At 56.4% G+C, this 20801-nt stretch carries 21 protein-coding genes, 1 tRNA gene and 1 pseudogene; 15 read left to right on the forward strand and 8 right to left on the reverse strand.

The window, feature by feature from the left end:
• Nucleotides 1-114: 114 nt before the first annotated feature.
• The 5 genes from CPter91_RS03570 (at nt 115) to clsB (ending at nt 5419) form a co-directional block, all read left to right on the forward strand.
• A complete protein-coding gene (locus tag CPter91_RS03570) occupies nt 115-765 on the forward strand; it encodes a DUF502 domain-containing protein (protein ID WP_061937017.1) in 651 nt (216 codons plus the stop codon).
• An 88-nt stretch (nt 766-853) separates the two neighbouring features.
• Complete coding sequence (aspS, locus tag CPter91_RS03575; protein WP_061937020.1) at nt 854-2656, forward strand: aspartate--tRNA ligase; 1803 nt, start codon at nt 854-856, stop codon at nt 2654-2656.
• A 233-nt stretch (nt 2657-2889) separates the two neighbouring features.
• Nucleotides 2890-3351: a dihydroneopterin triphosphate diphosphatase gene (nudB, locus tag CPter91_RS03580; protein WP_061937025.1), complete on the forward strand. Its 462-nt coding sequence runs from the start codon at nt 2890-2892 to the stop codon at nt 3349-3351.
• 12 nt (nt 3352-3363) lie between these two features.
• A complete protein-coding gene (locus CPter91_RS03585) occupies nt 3364-4170 on the forward strand; it encodes an endonuclease/exonuclease/phosphatase family protein (RefSeq protein ID WP_061937028.1) in 807 nt (268 codons plus the stop codon).
• A gap of 85 nt (nt 4171-4255) precedes the next feature.
• Entirely contained in the window at nt 4256-5419 is a 1164-nt protein-coding gene (gene clsB / locus CPter91_RS03590; protein WP_061937031.1) for a cardiolipin synthase ClsB, read from the forward strand.
• A gap of 91 nt (nt 5420-5510) precedes the next feature.
• Here the strand turns inward: clsB and CPter91_RS03595 are convergent, their stop codons facing one another.
• From CPter91_RS03595 to mscL, 3 genes are all read right to left on the reverse strand, one after another.
• Nucleotides 5511-6233, reverse strand: coding sequence for an anti-sigma factor (locus CPter91_RS03595; protein WP_061937034.1), 723 nt, complete (start codon nt 6231-6233; stop codon nt 5511-5513).
• On the reverse strand, nt 6233-6817 hold the full coding sequence (locus CPter91_RS03600) for an RNA polymerase sigma factor (protein WP_061937037.1): 585 nt from the start codon (nt 6815-6817) through the stop codon (nt 6233-6235). The genes CPter91_RS03595 and CPter91_RS03600 overlap by 1 nt, the downstream gene beginning before the upstream one ends.
• A 235-nt stretch (nt 6818-7052) precedes the next feature.
• A complete protein-coding gene (mscL, locus tag CPter91_RS03605; protein WP_061937040.1) occupies nt 7053-7463 on the reverse strand; it encodes a large conductance mechanosensitive channel protein MscL in 411 nt (136 codons plus the stop codon).
• A gap of 303 nt (nt 7464-7766) precedes the next feature.
• Here mscL and petA point away from each other — a divergent pair, with 303 nt between their 5' ends.
• The 7 genes from petA to CPter91_RS03640 all read left to right on the forward strand — a co-directional run bounded on the left by petA (nt 7767) and on the right by CPter91_RS03640 (nt 14273).
• Nucleotides 7767-8387: a ubiquinol-cytochrome c reductase iron-sulfur subunit gene (gene petA / locus CPter91_RS03610; RefSeq protein WP_038485351.1), complete on the forward strand. Its 621-nt coding sequence runs from the start codon at nt 7767-7769 to the stop codon at nt 8385-8387.
• 3 nt (nt 8388-8390) lie between these two features.
• Nucleotides 8391-9794, forward strand: coding sequence for a cytochrome b (locus CPter91_RS03615; protein WP_061937043.1), 1404 nt, complete (start codon nt 8391-8393; stop codon nt 9792-9794).
• 16 nt (nt 9795-9810) lie between these two features.
• On the forward strand, nt 9811-10593 hold the full coding sequence (locus CPter91_RS03620; RefSeq protein ID WP_061937046.1) for a cytochrome c1: 783 nt from the start codon (nt 9811-9813) through the stop codon (nt 10591-10593).
• Nucleotides 10594-10674: 81 nt separating this feature from the next.
• Complete coding sequence (locus CPter91_RS03625; RefSeq protein ID WP_038485359.1) at nt 10675-11286, forward strand: glutathione S-transferase N-terminal domain-containing protein; 612 nt, start codon at nt 10675-10677, stop codon at nt 11284-11286.
• A 96-nt stretch (nt 11287-11382) separates the two neighbouring features.
• Nucleotides 11383-11892: a ClpXP protease specificity-enhancing factor gene (locus CPter91_RS03630; RefSeq protein WP_061937049.1), complete on the forward strand. Its 510-nt coding sequence runs from the start codon at nt 11383-11385 to the stop codon at nt 11890-11892.
• A gap of 25 nt (nt 11893-11917) precedes the next feature.
• Nucleotides 11918-11993: transfer RNA gene (locus CPter91_RS03635), tRNA-Thr, on the forward strand.
• 843 nt (nt 11994-12836) lie between these two features.
• Nucleotides 12837-14273 carry an IS1182 family transposase gene (locus CPter91_RS03640; protein ID WP_061945813.1) on the forward strand — a complete coding sequence of 479 codons (1437 nt, stop codon included), beginning with the start codon at nt 12837-12839 and terminating at the stop codon, nt 14271-14273.
• Nucleotides 14274-14514: 241 nt separating this feature from the next.
• Here the strand turns inward: CPter91_RS03640 and CPter91_RS03645 are convergent, their stop codons facing one another.
• From CPter91_RS03645 to CPter91_RS03660, 4 genes are all read right to left on the reverse strand, one after another.
• Nucleotides 14515-15165, reverse strand: a complete 651-nt coding sequence (locus CPter91_RS03645; protein WP_061937052.1) for an FMN-binding negative transcriptional regulator — start codon at nt 15163-15165, stop codon at nt 14515-14517.
• Between the two features lie 87 nt (nt 15166-15252).
• Nucleotides 15253-15882 carry an NUDIX hydrolase gene (locus tag CPter91_RS03650; RefSeq protein WP_236905925.1) on the reverse strand — a complete coding sequence of 210 codons (630 nt, stop codon included), beginning with the start codon at nt 15880-15882 and terminating at the stop codon, nt 15253-15255.
• 341 nt (nt 15883-16223) lie between these two features.
• Nucleotides 16224-17288, reverse strand: a complete 1065-nt coding sequence (locus CPter91_RS03655; RefSeq protein ID WP_061937055.1) for a hypothetical protein — start codon at nt 17286-17288, stop codon at nt 16224-16226.
• 101 nt (nt 17289-17389) lie between these two features.
• On the reverse strand, nt 17390-17884 hold the full coding sequence (locus CPter91_RS03660; RefSeq protein WP_061937057.1) for a hypothetical protein: 495 nt from the start codon (nt 17882-17884) through the stop codon (nt 17390-17392).
• Nucleotides 17885-18060: 176 nt separating this feature from the next.
• Between CPter91_RS03660 and CPter91_RS03665 the strand changes: the two genes are divergently transcribed.
• Entirely contained in the window at nt 18061-19491 is a 1431-nt protein-coding gene (locus CPter91_RS03665; protein WP_061935832.1) for an IS1182 family transposase, read from the forward strand.
• 163 nt (nt 19492-19654) lie between these two features.
• Here the strand turns inward: CPter91_RS03665 and CPter91_RS27255 are convergent, their stop codons facing one another.
• Complete coding sequence (locus CPter91_RS27255; RefSeq protein WP_061937060.1) at nt 19655-19867, reverse strand: DUF6434 domain-containing protein; 213 nt, start codon at nt 19865-19867, stop codon at nt 19655-19657.
• Between the two features lie 124 nt (nt 19868-19991).
• On the opposite strand from CPter91_RS27255, the gene CPter91_RS03675 reads away from it, so the two are divergent.
• A complete protein-coding gene (locus CPter91_RS03675; RefSeq protein ID WP_061945817.1) occupies nt 19992-20240 on the forward strand; it encodes a DUF3297 family protein in 249 nt (82 codons plus the stop codon).
• 168 nt (nt 20241-20408) lie between these two features.
• Nucleotides 20409-20783: pseudogene (locus CPter91_RS03680) on the forward strand (SDR family oxidoreductase); the annotation flags it as partial.
• Between the last annotated feature and the right edge of the window lie 18 nt (nt 20784-20801).

Raw genomic sequence — 20801 nt, forward strand, 5'->3', positions numbered from 1 at the left:
GTGCAGCCGGCAGCAGTTCCGGCGGCACGGCAGCGGCAAGCTGAGGCGGTCTACTTAGTCAACGAGTTGAACCCGGCGCGGCTGCATTGCAGCTGACGTCCGACAAAGAAAGCCATGCGTAAATATTTCATCACCGGTCTACTGGTTCTCGTGCCTCTGGCAATCACGCTGTGGGTGCTGAACCTGATCATTGGCACGATGGACCAGTCGCTACTTCTGTTGCCTGAGCAATGGCGGCCGAAGGCTTTGCTGGGCCACGATATTCCAGGCCTTGGCACCATCCTGACCCTGCTGGTGATTTTCCTGACCGGCCTGGCGACGCGCAACTTCATCGGCCGCCAGATCGTCCAGGTATGGGAAGCGGTGCTGACGCGGATTCCGGTGGTCAGCTCGATCTATTCCAGCGTCAAGCAAGTCTCGGACACCTTGTTTTCGTCCTCCGGCAATGCCTTCCGCAAAGCCTTGCTGGTGCAGTATCCGCGCCAGGGATCGTGGACCATTGCGTTCCTGACCGGGATTCCGGGCGGCGACGTCAAGAATCACCTGGCCGGCGATTACGTCAGCGTCTATGTGCCGACCACGCCGAATCCGACTTCGGGCTTCTTCCTGATGCTGCCGCGCGCCGACACCATCGAACTCGACATGAGCGTCGACGAAGCCCTGAAGTATATTGTTTCAATGGGCGTGGTTGCGCCGGAGCAGCTGGCCGGCAGGAAGCTGGTGGTCGATTCGCCGCCGGGAACCGGACCCAAGCCCGGCGCATAGAATAAGCAAGCGCTGCCGAGCCCTGCGCTGCAAGCATCAACATTAATTTAAAACATCCGTACAACATCTGAACTGCGAAAAACTGAATATGTCCATGCGAACCCAATACTGCGGCCTCACTACTGAGGTACTTCTCGGCCAAACCGTCAGCCTGTGCGGCTGGGTGCATCGTCGTCGCGATCATGGCGGCGTCATCTTCATCGATCTGCGCGACCGCGAAGGCTTGGTGCAGGTCGTGTGCGATCCAGACCGCGCCGAAGTATTCAAGAACGCAGAAGCGGTACGCAACGAATTCTGCCTGCGCATCACCGGCGTGGTGCGCTTGCGCCCTGACGGCACCGGCAACAGCAACCTGAAGTCCGGCAAGATCGAAGTGCTGGCGCATGAGCTGGAAGTGCTGAACCCGTCGATCACGCCGCCATTCCAGCTGGACGACGACAACCTGTCGGAAACTACCCGCCTGACGCACCGCGTGCTGGACCTGCGTCGCCCGCAGATGCAAAACAACCTGCGCCTGCGTTACAAGGTGACGATGGAAGTGCGCAAGTTCCTGGACGCCAACGGCTTCATCGATATCGAAACGCCGATGCTGACCAAGTCGACCCCGGAAGGCGCACGCGACTACCTGGTGCCATCGCGTGTCAACGCCGGCCATTTCTTCGCGTTGCCGCAATCGCCGCAGTTGTTCAAGCAGTTGCTGATGGTGGCCAACTTCGACCGTTACTACCAGATCGTGAAATGCTTCCGCGATGAAGATCTGCGTGCTGACCGCCAACCGGAATTCACCCAGATCGACTGCGAAACTTCTTTCATGTCGGAACAGGAAATCCGCGACATGTTCGAAGGCATGATCCGCCTGGTGTTCAAGAACGCACTGGATATCGACCTGCCTAACCCGTTCCCGGTCATGGACTTCGCTACAGCGATGACGCTGTACGGTTCGGACAAGCCGGACATGCGCGTCAAGCTGGCCTTCACCGATCTCACCGCAGTGATGAAAGACGTCGACTTCAAGGTCTTCGCCGGAGCCGCCAACATGGAGAACGGCCGCGTGGTCGGCCTGCGCGTCCCGGGCGGGGCAGCAATGCCGCGTTCGGAAATCGATGCCTACACGCAGTTCGTCGCCATCTACGGCGCCAAGGGCCTGGCTTACATCAAGGTCAACGAAAAGGCCAACGGCCGCGACGGTCTGCAATCGCCGATCGTCAAGAACCTGCACGATGCCGCGCTGGCGCAGATCCTGGAACAGACCGGCGCGCAAGACGGCGACCTGATTTTCTTCGGCGCCGACAAAGCCAAGGTGGTCAACGATGCCATCGGCGCCCTGCGCGTCAAGATCGGCCACAGCGAGTTCGGCAAGAAGGCCGGCCTGTTCGACGACACTTGGCGTCCGCTGTGGGTGGTCGACTTCCCGATGTTCGAATACGACGAAGACAGCGGCCGCTGGAATGCCTTGCACCATCCGTTCACATCGCCGAAAGACGGCCACGAAGATTTCATCGAAACCGATCCGGGCAAGGCCATCGCCAAGGCCTACGACATGGTCTTGAACGGCTGGGAACTGGGCGGCGGTTCGATCCGTATCCACCGCGCCGAAGTGCAGAGCAAGGTGTTCCGTGCCCTGAATATCGGCGCCGAAGAAGCACAGCTGAAATTCGGCTTCCTGCTCGACGCCTTGCAGTACGGCGCGCCTCCGCATGGCGGCCTGGCTTTCGGCCTGGACCGTATCGTCACCATGATGTGCGGCGCCGAGTCGATCCGCGACGTCATCGCCTTCCCGAAGACCCAGCGCGCGCAATGCCTGTTGACGCAAGCGCCGTCGGAAGTCGACGAAAAGCAATTGAAAGAATTGCATATCCGCCTGCGTACGCCAGAAGCGAAAGTAGTCTGATTTTCAGAGACAAAGCAGTCATTAAAAAGCGCGGTTTTCCGCGCTTTTTTTACGCCTCCCGAAACCGGTTTATAGTAGTGCTTTGCGTAGACCGGCTCATTGCAGCACAACCTTGCCCAGCCTGCTAAGCGTGGCCGGCCACTCAGCCGCTGGCGGCGGTGGTGTAGCATGGCTGGCATGATCTTGCGCTTGCCGGATTACGCTGACGCAACCTCATTTTTTTGCTTATTTGCATGTATAAAATTCCCGAATCGGTATTGGTGGTTATTTACACGGAAGACTTGCAGGTGTTGTTGATGCAGCGCGCCGACAAGCTGGATTACTGGCAGTCGGTGACCGGGTCCAAGGATTTCCCCGAGGAAGCGCTTGCAGCGACAGCAAGCCGTGAAGTACAGGAAGAAACCGGCATCGTGATCGCCGACGGCGGCGGCGTGCCGGCCGCCAACCTGAGCGACTGGCGGGTGGCGAATATCTACGAAATTTATCCGGTGTGGCGCCATCGCTATGCGCCGGGCGTGATCAAGAATACCGAGCACGTGTTTGGCTTGCTGGTGCCGGCTGGCATCCCGGTTACGCTGGCGCCGCGCGAGCATTTGCAATACAAGTGGCTGCCTTACCGCGAGGCCGCCGATGCGTGTTTTTCGCCGTCCAACGCCGAGGCTATCCTGCAATTGCCGCATCACCTTGAACAGTAAGCCGTATCCTCCATGAAACTGCGCATCGCAACCTACAACATCCACAAGGGCGTTTCCTCGCTCGGCAGCCGGCCGCGAGTGCACGCCCTGAAGCAGGCGCTGGCGCGAATGCAGGCCGACGTGTTCTTCCTGCAGGAAGTGCAGGGACGGCACGACTTGCTGGCGGCGCGCCACGCCGCGCACTGGCCGGAGCAGCCGCAGCATGATTTCCTGGCTGGCGATTCGCATCACGCCGCTTACGGCATGAACGCCGTCTACGATCACGGCCATCATGGCAACGCCTTGCTGAGCCGTTTCGAAATCGCTTCGCAAAGCAACCAGGATGTCTCCGACCATGCCTACGAGGCGCGCGGCATCCTGCATTGCGTCCTGAAAACCCCGACCGTCGATGTCCACTGCTATGTGGTGCACCTGGGCTTGTTCGGCGGCGGCCGGCGCCGCCAGACCGCGGCCCTGATCGAAGCGGTGCGCAGTTCTTCTCCGCCGGATGCGCCGCTGATCATCGCCGGCGATTTCAACGACTGGGGCAATCGCCTGAGCGATTTTCTGCGGGCGCGGCTGGATGTGACCGAAATATTCGATGAGCGCATCGCCAGCGCCGGCATGATGCAAGGCGTCGGCTCCTACCTGCGGCAGCTGATAGGACGCACGCCCAAGCTGAAGCCGGCGCGGACTTTTCCCGCCGCCTTTCCATGGCTGCGGCTGGACCGGATTTATCTGCGCGGCTTTACGGTAGAATCGGCGGAAGTCCTGCACGGTGCGGAATGGGCAAAACTGTCGGACCACGCGCCTATCGTAGCGACGCTCAGATTGCGTTAAACACCGTCGCCTGCGCCGGCTTCAACCATGATTTCAGAAAGATCGTCCGCATGCCGTTTCTCTTCTTGTTCGCTTTTTCCATTGCATGCGCGCGGTAAGCTTCAGCGCGGATAATCACATCACGCTGCTGCACAATGGCGCCGCCTTTTTCCCGGCGCTGATTGCCGCGATCGATGCCGCCCGCGTCGAAATTTACCTGGAAACCTACATCTTCGCCGCCGACGCCACCGCAGACTCGGTGCAGCAAGCGCTGACGCGCGCGGCGCAGCGCGGTGTCACCGTGCGCGTGATCACCGACTGGCTCGGCAGCGGCCGCGTGCGCTCGCTGTCGCTGCAACAGGAATTCGAGGCCAGCGGCGTCATGTATCGCGCTTTCAACCCGTGGTTCCGGCGCGGCGTCGCCAGGATGCATCGCAAGATGTGCGTGGTCGACCGCCACATCAGCTTTGTCGGTGGCTTGAATATCATCGACGACATGGTCTCCGATGACGATTTACGTCTGCCGCTGCCGGCGCCGCGCTGGGATTTTGCGGTGAGCATCAGCGGTCCGCTGGTGGCCACCATCCATCTTGAACTGGAAGCGCAATGGCTGCGGCTGGGCGAAATGAAATTGCTGGCGCGCCTGCAGCAATTCAAGCGCAGCCGTATCCGGCGCCCAGGCGATGCCCACGGACCGGCGCTGGCCGGCCTGGTGCTGCGCGATAACCTGCGCAACCGCCGCACCATCCAGCGCGCCTATCTGCAGGCGTTGGGACATGCGCGCCAAAGCGCCTTGCTGACCAGTCCTTATTTTGCCCCCGGCCGGAAATTGCGACGCGGGCTGGAGGAGGCTGCCCGGCGCGGGGTCGAAGTCACCTTGCTGCTGGGAGTAGGCCACTATCGGCTGCAGGATGCGGTGAGCCAGTCTTATTATCCGAAACTGATGAAGGCCGGCGTCAAGATTGTGGAATACCGCAAGACCACGCTGCACGCCAAGGTGGCGGTGGTTGACGAACACTGGGCCACTGTCGGCTCCAGCAATTTCGACGGCTTGAGCCTGCTGGTGAACCAGGAAGCCAATGTGGTGATCAGGGATGCTGATTTTTCCCGGGCATTGCGGCAGCAGATAGAGATCGGCATCGCCGACGGCGATGCCGTCGCCGTCGATGCCTTCGACAACCTGTCATGGCAGGCGCGTGCCTGGCACGGCACGGCTTTTTTCCTGTATCGCTTGCTGATGCGGGTGATCACCATCGGCAACCGCGAATGAGCGCGGCTTGCTCGCACTGAGCCCAACCGCCGAAATGAAACGGGCCGCAGCAGATGATGCAGCGGCCCACATTGCCGGCAACTACGATCAGCTAGATCTGCACCCAGGCGCCCTTGAACACGATAGGTCCGGTCGGGCCGTTGGGATTCGGTGAGCCGCCCTTCGGTTCCAGCGTCACCGCCAGCAGCGGTATCGACTGCGGCGTGGCGTTGGCCGGCAATGGCAGGCTGACGCTGCCGTCGGCCGCCAGCAGGCCGAGCGAACGCGGCGGGCCTTCCTTAGGTACTGCCCACAGCTCCAGGCTCTTGTCGGCTGCAATCGCTTGCGGTGCGACCAGCTTGACGGTCAGGCGGCCGCCGGGCGCATCGCCGGTCACCACGGCAATCGGCTGCGCCTGATCGTTGCTCAGCATGGCGATATACGAGGCTGGCGCCGGTGCCGGCAGCGGCTGCTGTTGCCGGGTCAGCAGCAGCGAGGTCAGGATCAGGGCTGCGGCGGTGGAGAACATGCCCAGGCCGCGCCAGAAGCTGATGTCTTCGCGCAGCTCGAACCAGAAGGAGCGCTGGCGTTGCGGCTTGCTGGACAGGCCAAGCTTGGCTTCTATCGCCGGCCAGACTGCTGCCGGCGGCGGCACCGGCGGCGCAAGTTCGGCCAGCGGATGCAGCCGGTCCTGCCATTCGGCTACAGCCAGGCGCAAGCCATCATGGCGCCGCAGCAGGCTCTCGAAACGGCGGCGCGCGCCGCCCTTGAGCGTGCCCAATACGTATTCGGCCGCTAGCTTGTTTACCAGGCCAGGATTGTTGTGGATCTCCATCAAATGCTCCCCAGCGTGCCAAGGCAGGCCTTGAGGCGTTCCAGGCCGCGCCTGATCCAGGTCTTGACGGTGCCGACCGGCAGTTTCATCTGTGCCGCGACTTCGCTATGCGACAGGTCGTGATAGAAGGACAGGGCAATGGCTTGCCGGTGCAAGCCCTCCAGCCGCCCCAGGCATGCCGCTAGCGCCTTCGCGTCAGCGCTGAGTTGCAGCGCTTCCAGCGGCGTCGGGTCAGCGCTTTCCATGGCGTTCATGACTTCCTTGTCGAAGGTGTCGGCATCGATCTCGACGGCGCTGTCGTTACGGCGCAGGAAATCGAAGGCCTTGTTGCGCACGATGGTGGTCATCCAGGTCATCGGGGCCGCCAGGCTGGCCTGGTAGCTGTCGGCGTTGTTCCAGACGTTGACGAAACTTTCCTGCAGGACCTCTTCTGCCCACTCGCGCTTAACTAGTATACGCAGCGCGAAGCCAAACAGTTTCGGAGAAGTTGCGTCATAGAGAGCGCGAAAGGCGGCGGCGTCCTTGCGCACGACTGCAGCAAGCCAGATCTTCAGTTGTTCCGGTTGCAAGTCTTTGGATGGCAATTCGACTTCCTTTTATGTGGACTCAGGTGCGTTCGCATTACCAGTGTGTCTTGGTTCTGTTGTCGCGCAACCAAGCAACTCTATCCGCAGATTACCGCATGGGAACTTGGGGCGCAACCTGCAAGCAGTGCTTGCATTGCTTCTTGTGCAATCGGCAGCTGGCTGCGGACAAAAAAAGCCCGCTGACAAGTAGCGGGCTTTTGGCTGCGGCTTTGTTGCTTGCTGCAGGATAGGTTTATTTCTTCAGGGAATCGCGGATCTCGCGCAGCAGCACGATATTTTCCGGATCGGCCGCAGGCGCAGGCGGGACTTCGCCGCGCAGCTTGTTGATGATGCGCACCATTTGGAAAATCACGAAAGCCAGGATGACGAAATTCAGGGCGATGGTGATGAAATTGCCGTAGGCCAGCACGGCGCCGGCTTTCTTTGCTTCGGCCAGGGGCAGGCCTGCAGCCTGGCCGTTCAGGGCGAAGTAGTGATTGGCAAAATCGAGGCCGCCGAAAATCTTGCCGACTACCGGCATGATGATGTCCTGCACCAGTGAATCGACGATCTTGCCGAAAGCGCCGCCGATGATGACGCCGACCGCCAGATCCATCACATTGCCTTTGAGTGCAAAGGTCTTGAATTCTTGCATCATGCTCATATCGCTATTTCTCCATACTAATGTTGACAGTCGGGAAGATACTGCGATCGCGACCGGATTAAAAGGACAAAATTGTCAATTCTTGTTATTTTCCACTATCTGTTCAGGATCGCACAGACTTGCTGCGGTGCAAGAATGACCATCTGACGGGAATTGTGCCAGATTTAACAGCATAATCCACGTAATTAAGTGATTTTGTACTTGACTGTACGTATTTTCTTTAAAACAGTCTCCGGCTTCGATATAATCTAGGGTTGCTAGAAGTTCCGTGCAATTTTCGTATTTTGACTGATTGGGGTTGGTATGAGTATCGAAAAGCAGGTCGATTCCGGTCGGCGTGGTTTGCTCGTCGCTACATGCGCGGCGGGTGGAGTGGCCGGTCTGGCCACTGCGGGGGCTTTTGTGTCCACGTTCCAGCCGTCCGAGCGCGCGAAAGCAGCAGGAGCGCCAGTGGAAGTGGATATTTCCGGCATTAAACCAGGCGAGATGCAAGTGTTCGAGTGGCGCGGTAAGCCCGTCTGGATCATGAAACGTACCCCCGAGCAACTAAAAGGGCTGGAACATACCGCCTCCGAAGTTGCCGATCCTGAGTCGCTCAAGCCCTACACCATGGACTTGCCCGACTATTGCAAGAACAAGTCGAACAACCGCGGCCACGTCGGCCACGAAGAAACCCTGGTGCTGGTCGGTATCTGTCCGCATCTGGGCTGCTCCCCATCTTCGAAATTCACGCCAGGCGCGCAGGCTTCGTTGCCGGACGACTGGCAAGGCGGCTTCCTTTGCCCTTGCCATGGTTCCACCTTCGACCTGGCCGGCCGTGTCTTCAAGAACAAGCCAGCGCCGAACAATCTCGATGTGCCACGCTACATGTACCTGTCCGATACCAAGATCGTCATTGGTAAAGACGAGAAAGGTGAGGCTTAAACCATGGCATTCCACGAAAAACAGCTGCCGGCCGATGCGCCCATCGCCGAGAAAGCCTTGAACTGGGTCGATGCGCGTTTCCCCGTGACTTCCACCTGGAAGGCGCATCTGTCGGAATACTACGCGCCTAAGAATTTCAACTTCTGGTACGCCTTCGGTTCGCTGGCGCTGCTGGTGCTGGTGATCCAGATCGTCACCGGCATCTTCCTGGTGATGCACTACAAGCCGGACGCTACCCTGGCCTTCGCCTCGGTGGAATACATCATGCGCGACGTGCCGTGGGGCTGGCTGGTGCGCTACATGCACTCGACCGGCGCTTCGGCCTTCTTCATCGTGGTCTACCTGCACATGGTGCGCGGCCTGCTGTACGGCTCGTACCGCAAACCGCGTGAACTGGTGTGGCTGTTCGGCGTCGGCATTTTCCTGTGCCTGATGGGCGAAGCCTTCATGGGCTATCTGCTGCCTTGGGGCCAGATGTCTTACTGGGGCGCGCAGGTGATTGTCAACCTGTTCGGCGCGATTCCTTTCATCGGCCCTGATCTGTCGCTGTGGATCCGCGGCGACTACGTGGTGTCGGACGCCACGCTGAACCGCTTCTTCTCGTTCCATGTGATCGCGATTCCGCTGGTGCTGATCGGCCTGGTGGTGGCGCATATCATCGCCCTGCACGAAGTCGGCTCGAACAATCCCGACGGCGTCGAGATCAAGGAAAAACTGGATGCCAAGGGCATACCGCTGGACGGCGTGCCTTTCCACCCTTACTACTCGGTGCATGACGTGATGGCGGTTGCTGTGTTCCTGATCGTCTTCAGCGCGGTGGTGTTCTTCGGCCCGGAAATGGGCGGCTACTTCCTCGAGTACAACAACTTCGTCCCGGCCGATTCGCTGAAGACGCCGCCGCATATCGCACCGGTCTGGTATTTCACGCCTTACTACTCGATCCTGCGCGCAGTGACTTCGGACTTCATCATTTACCTGCAAGCCGGCGTCGCCGCCTTTGTCGCGCTGCTGTGGCTGAAGTCGAAGCTGAGCGGCATCATCAAGATTGCCTCTACCGTGATCGGCGTGGCCATCATCGGCGCCATGTTCATCTTCGACGCGAAGTTCTTCGGCGTGGTCCTGATGGGCGTCTCGGTCATGATCCTGGCCGGCCTGCCTTGGCTGGATCATTCCAATGTGAAGTCGATCCGCTATCGTCCGAGCTGGCACAAGTACATCTACATCCTGTTCGCGATCACGTTTGTGGTGCTGGGCTATCTCGGCGTGCAACCGCCGTCAGCTATCGGCGGCTATGTGTCGAAGGTCTGTACTTTCATCTACTTCGGCTTCTTCCTGCTGATGCCATGGTGGAGCGCCGCGGGTACGTTCAAGCCGGTGCCGGACCGTGTTGTTTATCACCCGCACTAAGCCAGAGGATAAGAACATGACATTGCTTAAAAGCGCATTGATAAAAAAATTGATGGCGACTCTGGTGCTGCTGCCTGCGCTGGCTTTCGCCAGCGAAGAAGGCGGCTATCCGCTGGATACCGCTCCACCGCAGGGGAACAACCTGTCGGCGCTGCAGAACGGCGCCAAGCTGTTCGTGAATTACTGCCTCAACTGCCACTCGGCATCGTCCATGCGTTACAACCGCCTGCGCGATATCGGCCTGACAGAAGAGCAGATCAAGGACAACCTGTTGTTCACCACCGATAAGGTGGGCGGCCTGATGACCATCGCCATGGCGCCGAAAGACGGCAAGGAATGGTTCGGCGCCGCGCCGCCTGACCTGTCGGTGATCGCCCGCGCCAAGGCATCCGGCGCCGGCAGCGGACCGGACTGGCTGTACACCTACCTGCGCACCTTCTACAAGGACGACACCCGTCCAAGTGGCTGGAACAACATGGTTTTCCCTAACGTCGGCATGCCGCACGTACTGTGGGAACTGGAAGGCATTCGTACTGCCAAATACGAAGACGTAAAAGATCCTCATGAAGAAGGCAAGATGGAGCACAAGTTTGTCGGTTTCGAGCAGCTCAAGCCAGGCAAGATGAACAAGGTCGAATACGACGTTGCAGTCGCCGACCTGGTTTCCTATCTTGAATGGATGGGCGAGCCTGCTCAGAATACCCGCAAGCGCCTGGGCGTCTGGGTACTGCTGTTCCTCGGCATGTTCTTTGTTCTGGCATGGCGCCTCAACGCGTCATACTGGAAAGACGTTAAGTAGTTCATATCCGCGATTTTGCGGATATGCGTTTTGGGGTGAGCCGTATGGGTCTCACCCTTTTGTTTCTAAGGAACTATAAAAATGATGGTTCTCTATTCGGGTACAACCTGCCCATTTTCACAACGCTGCCGTCTCGTTCTGTTCGAGAAAGGCATGGACTTTGAAATTCGCGATGTCGACTTGTTCAACAAGCCGGAAGACATCTCGACCATGAACCCTTATGGTCAAGTGCCGATCCTGGTCGAGCGCGACCTGATTCTGTACGAGTCCAATATCATCAACGAGTACATCGACGAACGTTTCCCGCATCCGCAGCTGATGCCGGCCGATCCGCTGATGCGCGCCCGTGCGCGGCTGATGCTGTTTAACTTTGAGAAAGAATTGTTTATCCACGTGCACACGCTGGAAAACGAGAAAACCAAAGCGGCAGAGAAGAGCCACGACAAGGCACGCTCGGAAATCCGCGATCGCCTGACTACGCTGGCGCCTTTGTTCCTGAAGAACAAATACATGCTGGGCGACGAGTTCTCGATGCTGGATGTGGCGATTGCGCCATTGCTGTGGCGTCTGGATCACTACGGTATCGAGCTGTCGAAGACAGCCGCGCCGCTGATGAAGTATGCTGAGCGTATCTTCTCGCGCCCGGCCTACATCGAAGCGTTGACGCCGTCGGAAAAAGTCATGCGTCGTTAAGATGTTGCTGTTTGCTGTCCTGTATCGCCGCTGGCGCTGCAGGACAGGCCTTGCTCAGTTGTTTCTCAATCATTTGTACCGAACCAAGTAGCTGCCATGTCCGAAACCTCTACCAAACCGTATCTGTTGCGCGCCATTTATGAATGGTGCACCGACAATGGCTACACCCCCTATCTGGCGGCCAGGGTAGATGCGCACACGCGCGTGCCGATGCAGTTCGTCAAGAATGGCGAGATTGTATTGAACATCAGTTTCGAAGCCACCAGCGGCTTGAAGATGGACAATGAGTTCGTCAATTTCAGCGCCCGCTTCGGTGGCGTATCGCGCGACATCTCGGTCCCGGTCGACAATGTAATCGCCATCTATGCCCGTGAAAACGGCCAGGGCATGGCCTTTGAACCGACGGTCGCGGCCGACTCCGATATCAGCGATGCCGCCTCCGAACAAGAGCTCAGCAGCGAGCCACCAGCCTCGGTGACGCCGATTTTGACCTCTGTACCGTCGCCTGGCAGCGACACAAAACAGAATTCACCAGGAACAGACCCGGAAAAAGATCCGGAACCACCAAAAAAAGGTGGAAGACCTACCCTAACGCGAATTAAATAGGTATAATTGCGGTCTTCGCAGTTTAGCTGGCTTAGCTCATCTGGTAGAGCACCTGACTTGTAATCAGGGGGTGGCGGGTTCAAGTCCTGCAGCCAGCACCAATATCTAAAAGGCCCACCGTCCGGTGGGCCTTTTCCATTGTGCGCCCAGCATGGGCGCAATCTTGGAGGTGAAAGTCCTCCCGTAAGTTGATCACAGCGAACGAAGCGAAGCGCAACTGCATGAGGGCGACTGAGTGTGGGGAGGAAGCGTGGAGCGAAGCTGCGAGCCGATGAACAAGAATCGGATAGAAGGCGGTGCCGACCAGGGCGAGCGGGCAATGAACCGCGAAGCTCTCGTGATCAAGGGTCAGGCGGCGTAGATCCGGCGGTTGTGCAGTGAAGGATTGCGTTCTTACCTGGGGAGATCTCGCTTTGTGCCTGAAAGGGCGACGGTGTAAGCCGGAGCGAGAAGTCAGCAGAGGTCGTAGTAGTTGGCGGCATGGCCGGAGAGGCTGGAAGCTGTTGGCGAAGGACCAAAGGAGCAGAAGGGCAAGTCTGCCTGACCATCCGAAATGGATATGCTTCAGATGCCCGGATACGGGGCTCGTTACGAAAAGTGCAGCAGGTGAAGCCTGAAATACTTGTGACAGCGAAGAAACAGATCGGCCGGGTTGGGGACAGGCGAGTCCGGGTGTCATGTTCGGGTATGGGCATGACGACCTCAACCGTTTCAACCGCCCGGTGCGGACCCGCATGCCGGGTGGTGTGGCAGGGGACCGGTCAGTTATACTGACCGCCCCTATGCCGATTGCTCCGCAATTACGTTTTTTGCAGAGCAAGTTCTAAAGCGCATGCGCACCTATCGGCGGCTTCCGACCGAGGCTGTGTGAAAACGCATCCAGTTAGTAAACTATTTCTCGATACAAGCGTCAAATCGACATTGCATATTTGATCGAGGCTTCGATGAAACGCTTTGTCCAGGGAACGGATCGCACGCAGAGTATCCTGCTGCCAGAGCAGCTCGAAGATTACGTCAGTGAAGATAATCCTGTCAGAGTCATCGATGTCTTTGTCGACTCGCTTGATCTTGGCTCGCTTGGTTTCGGTGGCGCGAAGCCAGCGCAGACCGGACGGCCGTCTTATCATCCCAGCGTGCTGCTGAAGATTTATATCTACGGTTACCTCAACCGAGTCCAATCGAGCCGGCGCCTGGAACGCGAGGCACAACGCAACATCGAGGTCATGTGGCTGACGAGTCGCCTGATGCCGGACTTCAAGACCATTGCAGACTTCCGCAAGAACAACGGGCCAGCGATCAGCAAGGTCTGTCGTCAATTTGTTCTGATGTGCCGCAATCTCGATCTGTTTGCCAATACCGATATCGCCATCGATGGCAGCAAGTTCAAGGCGGTCAACAATCGCGATAAGAACTTTACCGACAGGAAGCTTCAGGCACGAATCGAGCAACTCGAAGCCAACATTGCACGCTACCTCGAGGAGCTTGATCGTGCCGACCGCCAGCCGGAGTTAGTGCCTGAGGCCCGCGTCTCGCATCTGAAGGAAAAAATTGCCTCCATCAAGAAGCAGATCGAAGGATTCAACGAGATCAACAAGCAGCTGCAGCAGACACCAGATAAGCAAATATCTCTGACAGATCCGGATGCCAGATCCATGGCCACGAGTGGCCGTGGCACAGGCATGGTGGGCTACAACGTCCAGACTGCGGTCGATACCAGAAATCATCTGATCGTGTCGCATGAGGTGACCAATGTCGGGCACGATCGAACGCAGCTAGCGTCGATGGCGGCACAAGCGCAAAACGCAATCGGAAAGCAAGATTTGACTGTGGTCGCGGACCGCGGCTATTTCAGCGGAGCGGAAATTCTCGCATGCGAGAAGCTTGGCGTGACGCCGCTGGTACCGAAACCTCTGACTTCGGGCAACCGGGCACAAGGCCTCTTCGATAAAACGGATTTCATTTATCTGGCGCAAAGCGACGAGTACCAGTGTCCGGCCGGACAACGAGCTATCTGGCGTTTCACAACAATCGAACACGGGTTGCGGTGGCATAAATATTGGTCGTCTGCCTGCCCGGCATGCCCAATCAAGGCGCAATGTACTACCGGCACCAATCGGCGTATCGCCCGTTGGGAACATGAGGATGTACTTGAGCGAATGCAGCGGCGCTTAAATGTCTGGCCCAATCCTGCCCGCTTACGCCGGCAGACCGTCGAGCATCCATTTGGCACGCTCAAGGCATGGATGGGTGCAACGCACTTCCTGACCAGGTCACTCCCACGGGTGAGTACTGAAATGAGCTTGCACGTACTGGCTTACAATCTGAAACGGATCATGGCAATACTGGGTACTCATCGATTGATTGCAGCCATGAGGGCCTGACGGCCTTTTTTTGCATCTCTACGAGATATTGTTCCTGCTAATTGAGCAGGCCTTTCGCAGCCGTTAAATATTTTTTTGTCGCCGTGCTCCGTGCTAATGTTTTACGTGCAGGTTCGTTTCCAAATTGGATCGAAGACGAACGCGCTCACCTGAGAAATGATTTTGCGTTTTTACACAGCCTCGACCCGAAGCGGTCCTTCGAGCTTCGCAATAGCGGACATTCGAAAATATATAGTGGGCTTCACTTTTCTGCGCACTCGGTTATCGCTTGCTGCACAAGCAAAGCCATCGCCGAGGCGTTCGAACTACCTTCCGCCCTAAGGCCCTCCACGGTGCCCCATCTATCCTGAAGCGCTTCGTCCTGGCTGACTTTGATTTTTCCGTTCAAGCTATCGATGGGTATTTCTATGCCAACGATGCCTCTCAGCAGTTTGTCGATAAAGTCCCGGGGGGCGTCTGAGACATTCCAAGGCAATCTCTGCGAGGCTTCGTGCACCGTCGTCAAACGGAACAGCAGGTCCAATAACCACGCTTCATCATGGACGGAACGGGGCATTCCGTGAGCGTGTGCTACGGTGTAGTTCCAGGTCGGGACCACTTTTCCGTGTTCAGATTTGCTGGGATACCAGCCAGGCGTGATGTAAGCGTGCGGCCCCTGAAACATAACGACTGACTGCGCCCCTTCTAGAAGCCGCTGCCAGACGGGATTGGCGCGAGATACGTGACCGAGCAGCGTGCCAAATTTTCCACGAGATTTATCCAACAGGAACGGGATGTGATTCGCGATGAGACCATCGGCGCTCGGGCACACCCATGCCCCGAATGGGTAGGCTTCCATTAACGCATGAATCGCGCCGACGTCGGCTTGCTCATGGTACTTGGGTATATACATTGAGTTCCCTATAGCATGTATGTGTTAGACGTCCCTAACGGCTGGCGCTGGCCGATAGCGTCTGTCCGCACTCAAACCTTGACTGCATCAATCAAATAAAGTGGACGTTACCATGCCGCGATGAAATGCAAATGCGGTTTCTAGGTGCGCCTTAACTACCCGGCCGAGTGATAGCTCTGGAAGATTATCCAGAGAAAAGAAATCGACACCCGAGGTTTCAGGGCCGGTAAACGGACTCGTCGTATCGGAGCACTCACATAGAAAATAAAGCTTATAGAAATCACGAGCATCTGGGTCGTACGGCCCCTTCGCTTTGTGGCGCACGTTGAAGAGTTTGGTCGCTGCAACGACCAATCCAGCTTCTTCATGTATTTCTTTGACCACATTTTCTGCCGGCGACAAACCTACATCAGCAAAGCCCCCAGGCAGCGTCCATTTACCATCTGATTTTTCTCGGACAAGAAGAATTTTATCGCCTTCAATGATCGCGCCACGAACATCCACTTTCGGAGTTGAATAGCCCTTTGCAAAGTCTGAGACAAGGTTGGTAATGCGTTCGACAGGAACGTTTCCAAGCTGAGCAAGCATTGAATTTGCGATATCAGCAATTTCCGTGAAACGTTCCCTATCGAATTCATCCTTGCAGAAATACAATGATGTCGATGCCAATGCTTGTAGACGCTTCGCATAGGCAAGCCATTGGTTTTCCATTTCCATGGTGCTTTTCCTTTTCTCGTCAAATCGACCTGAAGCTTGCGACAGCCAAAAATTGTTCAATTGCCGCACAAGATATTGATTAACGCCATTTAGGGATGAATGCTATACGGTCAGCTACATGGGGCGCACAGAGCTGCAGCCAGTAGCATACAACGATGACGTCCAGATGCCCGCTTTCGGCTGAGGTCGTCGGTGACTGCTACTGGCCGCCGGTTGCGGACGTTAAATAGCAGCAAACTGTAATCCACGTCTCGAGTGCCTCCTTGCGGCTGGATTACGATTCATTGAAAAACTAATCCGCTTGCCTGTTGCGCGACAGCTTTCCGAACTTTTCTCGGCACTTAATGCAGCGCGTCCTCACAACTGGATTTGTCGAACACCGCCGCCAGGCCGCATGCCGAGTGATACATGGCGAATGTACGATGGGCCACACCTGGCACTTCGAACAAACGATGACGTTGTGGCAGATGAGCAGCTTCGGCGGCGGCCGTCACGTAGCGGAAGTATGCGTGCCCGCGTTCTAGGCGCGTTGCACCCTGGCTTTTATACGTGCAGGACTGACCGACAGCGTCTGCGTTGGGATCATTGTCAGCGGTGCCAAGCAAGTAGACGACGTCACGCTGCAAATAGTCTTTTTCAAGCATGGCGGGCACCATTGGTTGCTGCACGTAAGCAGGCAGTCTGGCGGAGAGACCATTGTTCCATGTTCCTGCAGTAGGGCAATGAGAACTAACATCGGCAAAGCTACCGTCCGCTTGCGGTCGCCTGTCGTCGAAATACAAATAAGCCGCTGGATTGGCAACGACGTAACGGACATGGATATGGGAAGCGACGATCTCCTGCGAGGTATGACCTACCACCGCATAACGCTGCACGAACTGGCCCCCAGCAGAGTGGCCCGCCAACACAACATCTTTTAGATGAGGAAAGAGCCTTCGATCGGCAAGTCGCGTAAAAATCTGGTCTATCACTGAAAACGCGCTGATTGGGGCAGGTGATCTGGCGTCGTAGCCCTGCAACCAGTCGCTTTCTCGCCAGCGCAATGTCATAGGAGACAGGTGATGTGCCTCGACATCGACTTCTGTAAGGAATTGCGGCGTGACGAAGAGCGTGTCTGCGGCCAAGGTACCGGCACGCTGTTGTAGATCTTCGTCCGCGTCAATGTCGCGACGCGGCCAACCATGAATGATGATAACGGCTCTCGTAATATCGGGTTGCTCCAATTTCCAATTACGCGAGACGCGTATTGGTATGTCGCCTACGCCGCCTGCCGTTTGCATGGTCAGGCGGTCTTGCAGCACCACTGGTACCGGGCTGTTAACAACGTCGATTTCGACAGCACTGGCAAGGTGCGCCAAAGATGTGCAGAAGAAAAATCCTAGCATCGTGGCATGAATGAACCGCATGTCTTATCCTCTTTTTGATGGGGTATGCCTACCTACTTATCAAAGTGAAATCCTTATTGATGGCCGCTTCTGGCCGATGGCAGAAGTTGGTGAATGGCGGCTTACGGCGTACGTTGAGCCTGAGAGACTTGCAACAGATGAGAAAAACGTGCAACGAACATTCCCCATCGATTCTTATCTGACCCGGATCCATTTTCGACGCATGTCTGGCAGTGGGCGAGTAACTCACGACAGCGAGCTTGAGAAAGACGAATATTACCGGACTCCATGTAAGCGTCCATTCCACGCGCGGCCCCAGCAATGTAGGCATCTATGTAGTTAATCCCTCCTCGCTCGAGCAACTCCTGCGCCAGCTCAGATACAACGCTATTGACACCCCACGCCTCTTTTGCAAAGAGAGTTTCTGCGTTGTATAACGCTGCAATAAGAGGGAGAGGAATCGCTTCCTTGTTCGCCTCGAAGTAATCGCAGACACTTTGGCGAAAAACCATATTTTCGTCGGCAAATTCCGCGGCATGTTTGCCATTCCACGCGAAAACAATCCTTGCTTCCGATTGTGGCGAATATGTCTGAACAAACTCTTGAATGGAACCCATGGCGTGTAGGGAAGTCGAAGTTGTTTTCAGGATAGCATCAAGTTGGTGTCGTGCGGGACAGTCCGCTATTGGCCGAGGCTGTGTAAAAACGCTGTTGAGCGCTAATTCTAATCGGAAGTAAACGATTTGCGGCGATCCATGTCACACGGACAGATGACTCTGTTCGAGGTACACCTATGAAACGCTTCATTGAAGGGCGGGATCGCAGTCAACGCATTTTGCTTCCCGAGCAACTGGACGACTACGTTGCCGATAGCAACCCAGTGCGGGTAGTCGATGTTTTCGTCGATGAACTGGACCTGGTGCAAATGGGTTTCGAAGGAACAATGCCTGCACAAACAGGACGTCCGGCCTATCACCCATCGGTTCTTCTCAAGATTTACATCTACGGCTATCTCAATCGACTCCAATCAAGCCGTCGCCTGGAACGAGAGGCGCAGCGTAACATTGAACTGATGTGGTTGACAGGGCATTTGGCGCCGGACTTCAAGACTATCGCCAACTTCCGCAAAGACAATGGCCGTGCCATCTCCAATGTATGCAAGCAGTTCGTCGTGCTGTGTCAGCGACTTGGCCTGTTCTCTGAAGCGCTGGTCGCTATTGACGGCAGCAAATTCAAAGCCGTCAACAACCGCGACCGCAACTTCACCAGCGCCAAGCTGCAACGGCGCATGGAAGAGATCGCAGCGAGCATTGATCGCTATCTGACAGCCCTCGACACGGCGGATCGCCAAGAGCCGGACCGCAAGCAACTCACGACAACTCGACTGCATGAGAATATCGCAGCGCTCAAGGCGCAGATGCGAGAGCTTGAAGACATCCAATTAAAACTCCAGAAGACGCCGGATCAACAAGTCTCCCAAACCGATCCTGATGCACGGTCGATGAAGACGCGTGGTACAGGCGTCGTTGGCTACAACGTACAAACGGTGGTCGACGCAAAGCATCATCTGATTGTGGCGCACGAGGTGACCAACATCGGGAGCGACCGGGATCAACTGCACTCGATGAGCCGGCAAGCGCAAGAAGCGATTGGCACCGCATCGCTGACCGTAGTTGCTGATCGTGGTTACTTCAAAGGAGAAGAGATCCTGGCGTGCACACAAGCCGGCATCAACGTGATCGTCCCGAAGAACCTGACCTCCAATGCCTCTGCTGAAGGTCGGTTTGGCAAAGCGGATTTCATTTACGACGCACGCGCCAATGAATATCAGTGTCCCGCCGGAGAGCGATTGATCTGGCGTTTCACGAGCAAAGAGAAAGGCTTGAATTTGCACCGCTATTGGAGCTCGAATTGCCAGCAGTGCTCACTCAAATCCGCATGCACGCCAAGTCCTCAACGGCGCGTGACACGATGGGAGCATGAGTCTGTACTGGAGGCCATGCAGGAGCGGTTGGAACGAACGCCGAAGGCGATGCGAATACGCCGGCAAACTGTTGAGCATCCATTCGGCACCATCAAGGCATGGATGGGTGCTACGCACTTCCTCACCAAAACCAAGGCCCGAGTGAGCACCGAGATGAGCTTGCATGTCCTGGCTTACAACATGAAGCGGATGATCAACGTGCTGGGCGTGGGAACCTTGATGAAGGTGATGAGCGCATAGGCGCTTTTAGCGTCAGGAGATATGTTTGGAGACGGCTATTTACTCGGCCAAGGGAAATAGCCGCCGCGTTTGCAGGGCTCTCTATTATCAACAATGTCGCGTTAAAATGACGTGGATCTCGGCTCCCTTGATGGATTCAGCGTTTTTACACGGCCTCGGCCGGTTACCGACGTCCACGGCGACGCTTCCATTCGTCCACTACATCACCCATATTCTTCGCGAGTCCGTTACGTATCCAAGCCATCAGTTCGCGGTCAAATTTGAAATCCGACCCACACTGACTGGATAGAAAGCGCCGAACGTTTTGCGTGTTCTTGTAGTCGGAATCGATTTCAGTTGTGGACGATATCATCCCACCATGCCAATCAAATTTCATCTTCACACTCCATGGGTATCAAAACGCGAACAGCGGCTCCTGGCCGAGTGAGTTCAAGCGAGTGATTTAGCGAAACCACGCAAAAAATTTGTTTTGATTAATCTTATAGTTGATAATTGTAGCCATGAACGATATCCAAAACCGCCCCCCACTTCCTGATCGGCTCTCAGTCGACCCTCGCAGCCCTTACTATAATGCCGTCATATTTGAACATGATGTTGGTATTAAACTTAACGATAAAGAGCGCTTCGAAGTTGAGGAATATTGCATCAGCGAGGGATGGATTAAAATCCCGGCCGGAAAGGCGCTAGATCGGAAGGGCAACCCCTTAATGACTAAAGTAAAAGGCAAGGTCGAACCTTTCTATCGGTAGGTGCTGTTCTTTGATCCGCATTTCTTAATTTCTTCGATTCTCTGCAAGGCTGTGTGCGCTAACATTTTTTTCGATCGCGATTACACGTCCGCTTTTGGCCGATTGTAGGCTAACAAGCAGACGCCACTGCTATGACATCAATGTCTTCGGGCCCCTCTTACTACCCAACTCGCTCTCAAACACCTGGGCGAGGGTAGCAGCATCATCAATATCGGTTCCATGGGTACCGAATTCGCGCCATCAGGATCAGCAATCTACACCGGTACCAAAGGTGCCATTGATAGTTTCACCAGCGTCCTCGTCAATGAGCTTGGGCCAAAGAAAATCCGCGTTAATTCACTGAAGCCTGGCATGATCGCGACCGACAATGCGCTTGCTGCCGGCATACCGGATTCGGCATTCGGTAAGGCGACAATTGCGAAGACACCTCTTGGTCGTAGCGGTACGACGCAAGACGTAAGCGATGTTGCTGTTTTCTTGGCTTCCGATGACGCTCGCTGGATTACAGGCGCGCACATCCCCGTCGCCGGCGGATTCAAATAATTGGCGTTAGCGAAGACG

The organism is Collimonas pratensis (genome assembly GCF_001584185.1).
Taxonomy (GTDB): domain Bacteria; phylum Pseudomonadota; class Gammaproteobacteria; order Burkholderiales; family Burkholderiaceae_D; genus Collimonas; species Collimonas pratensis.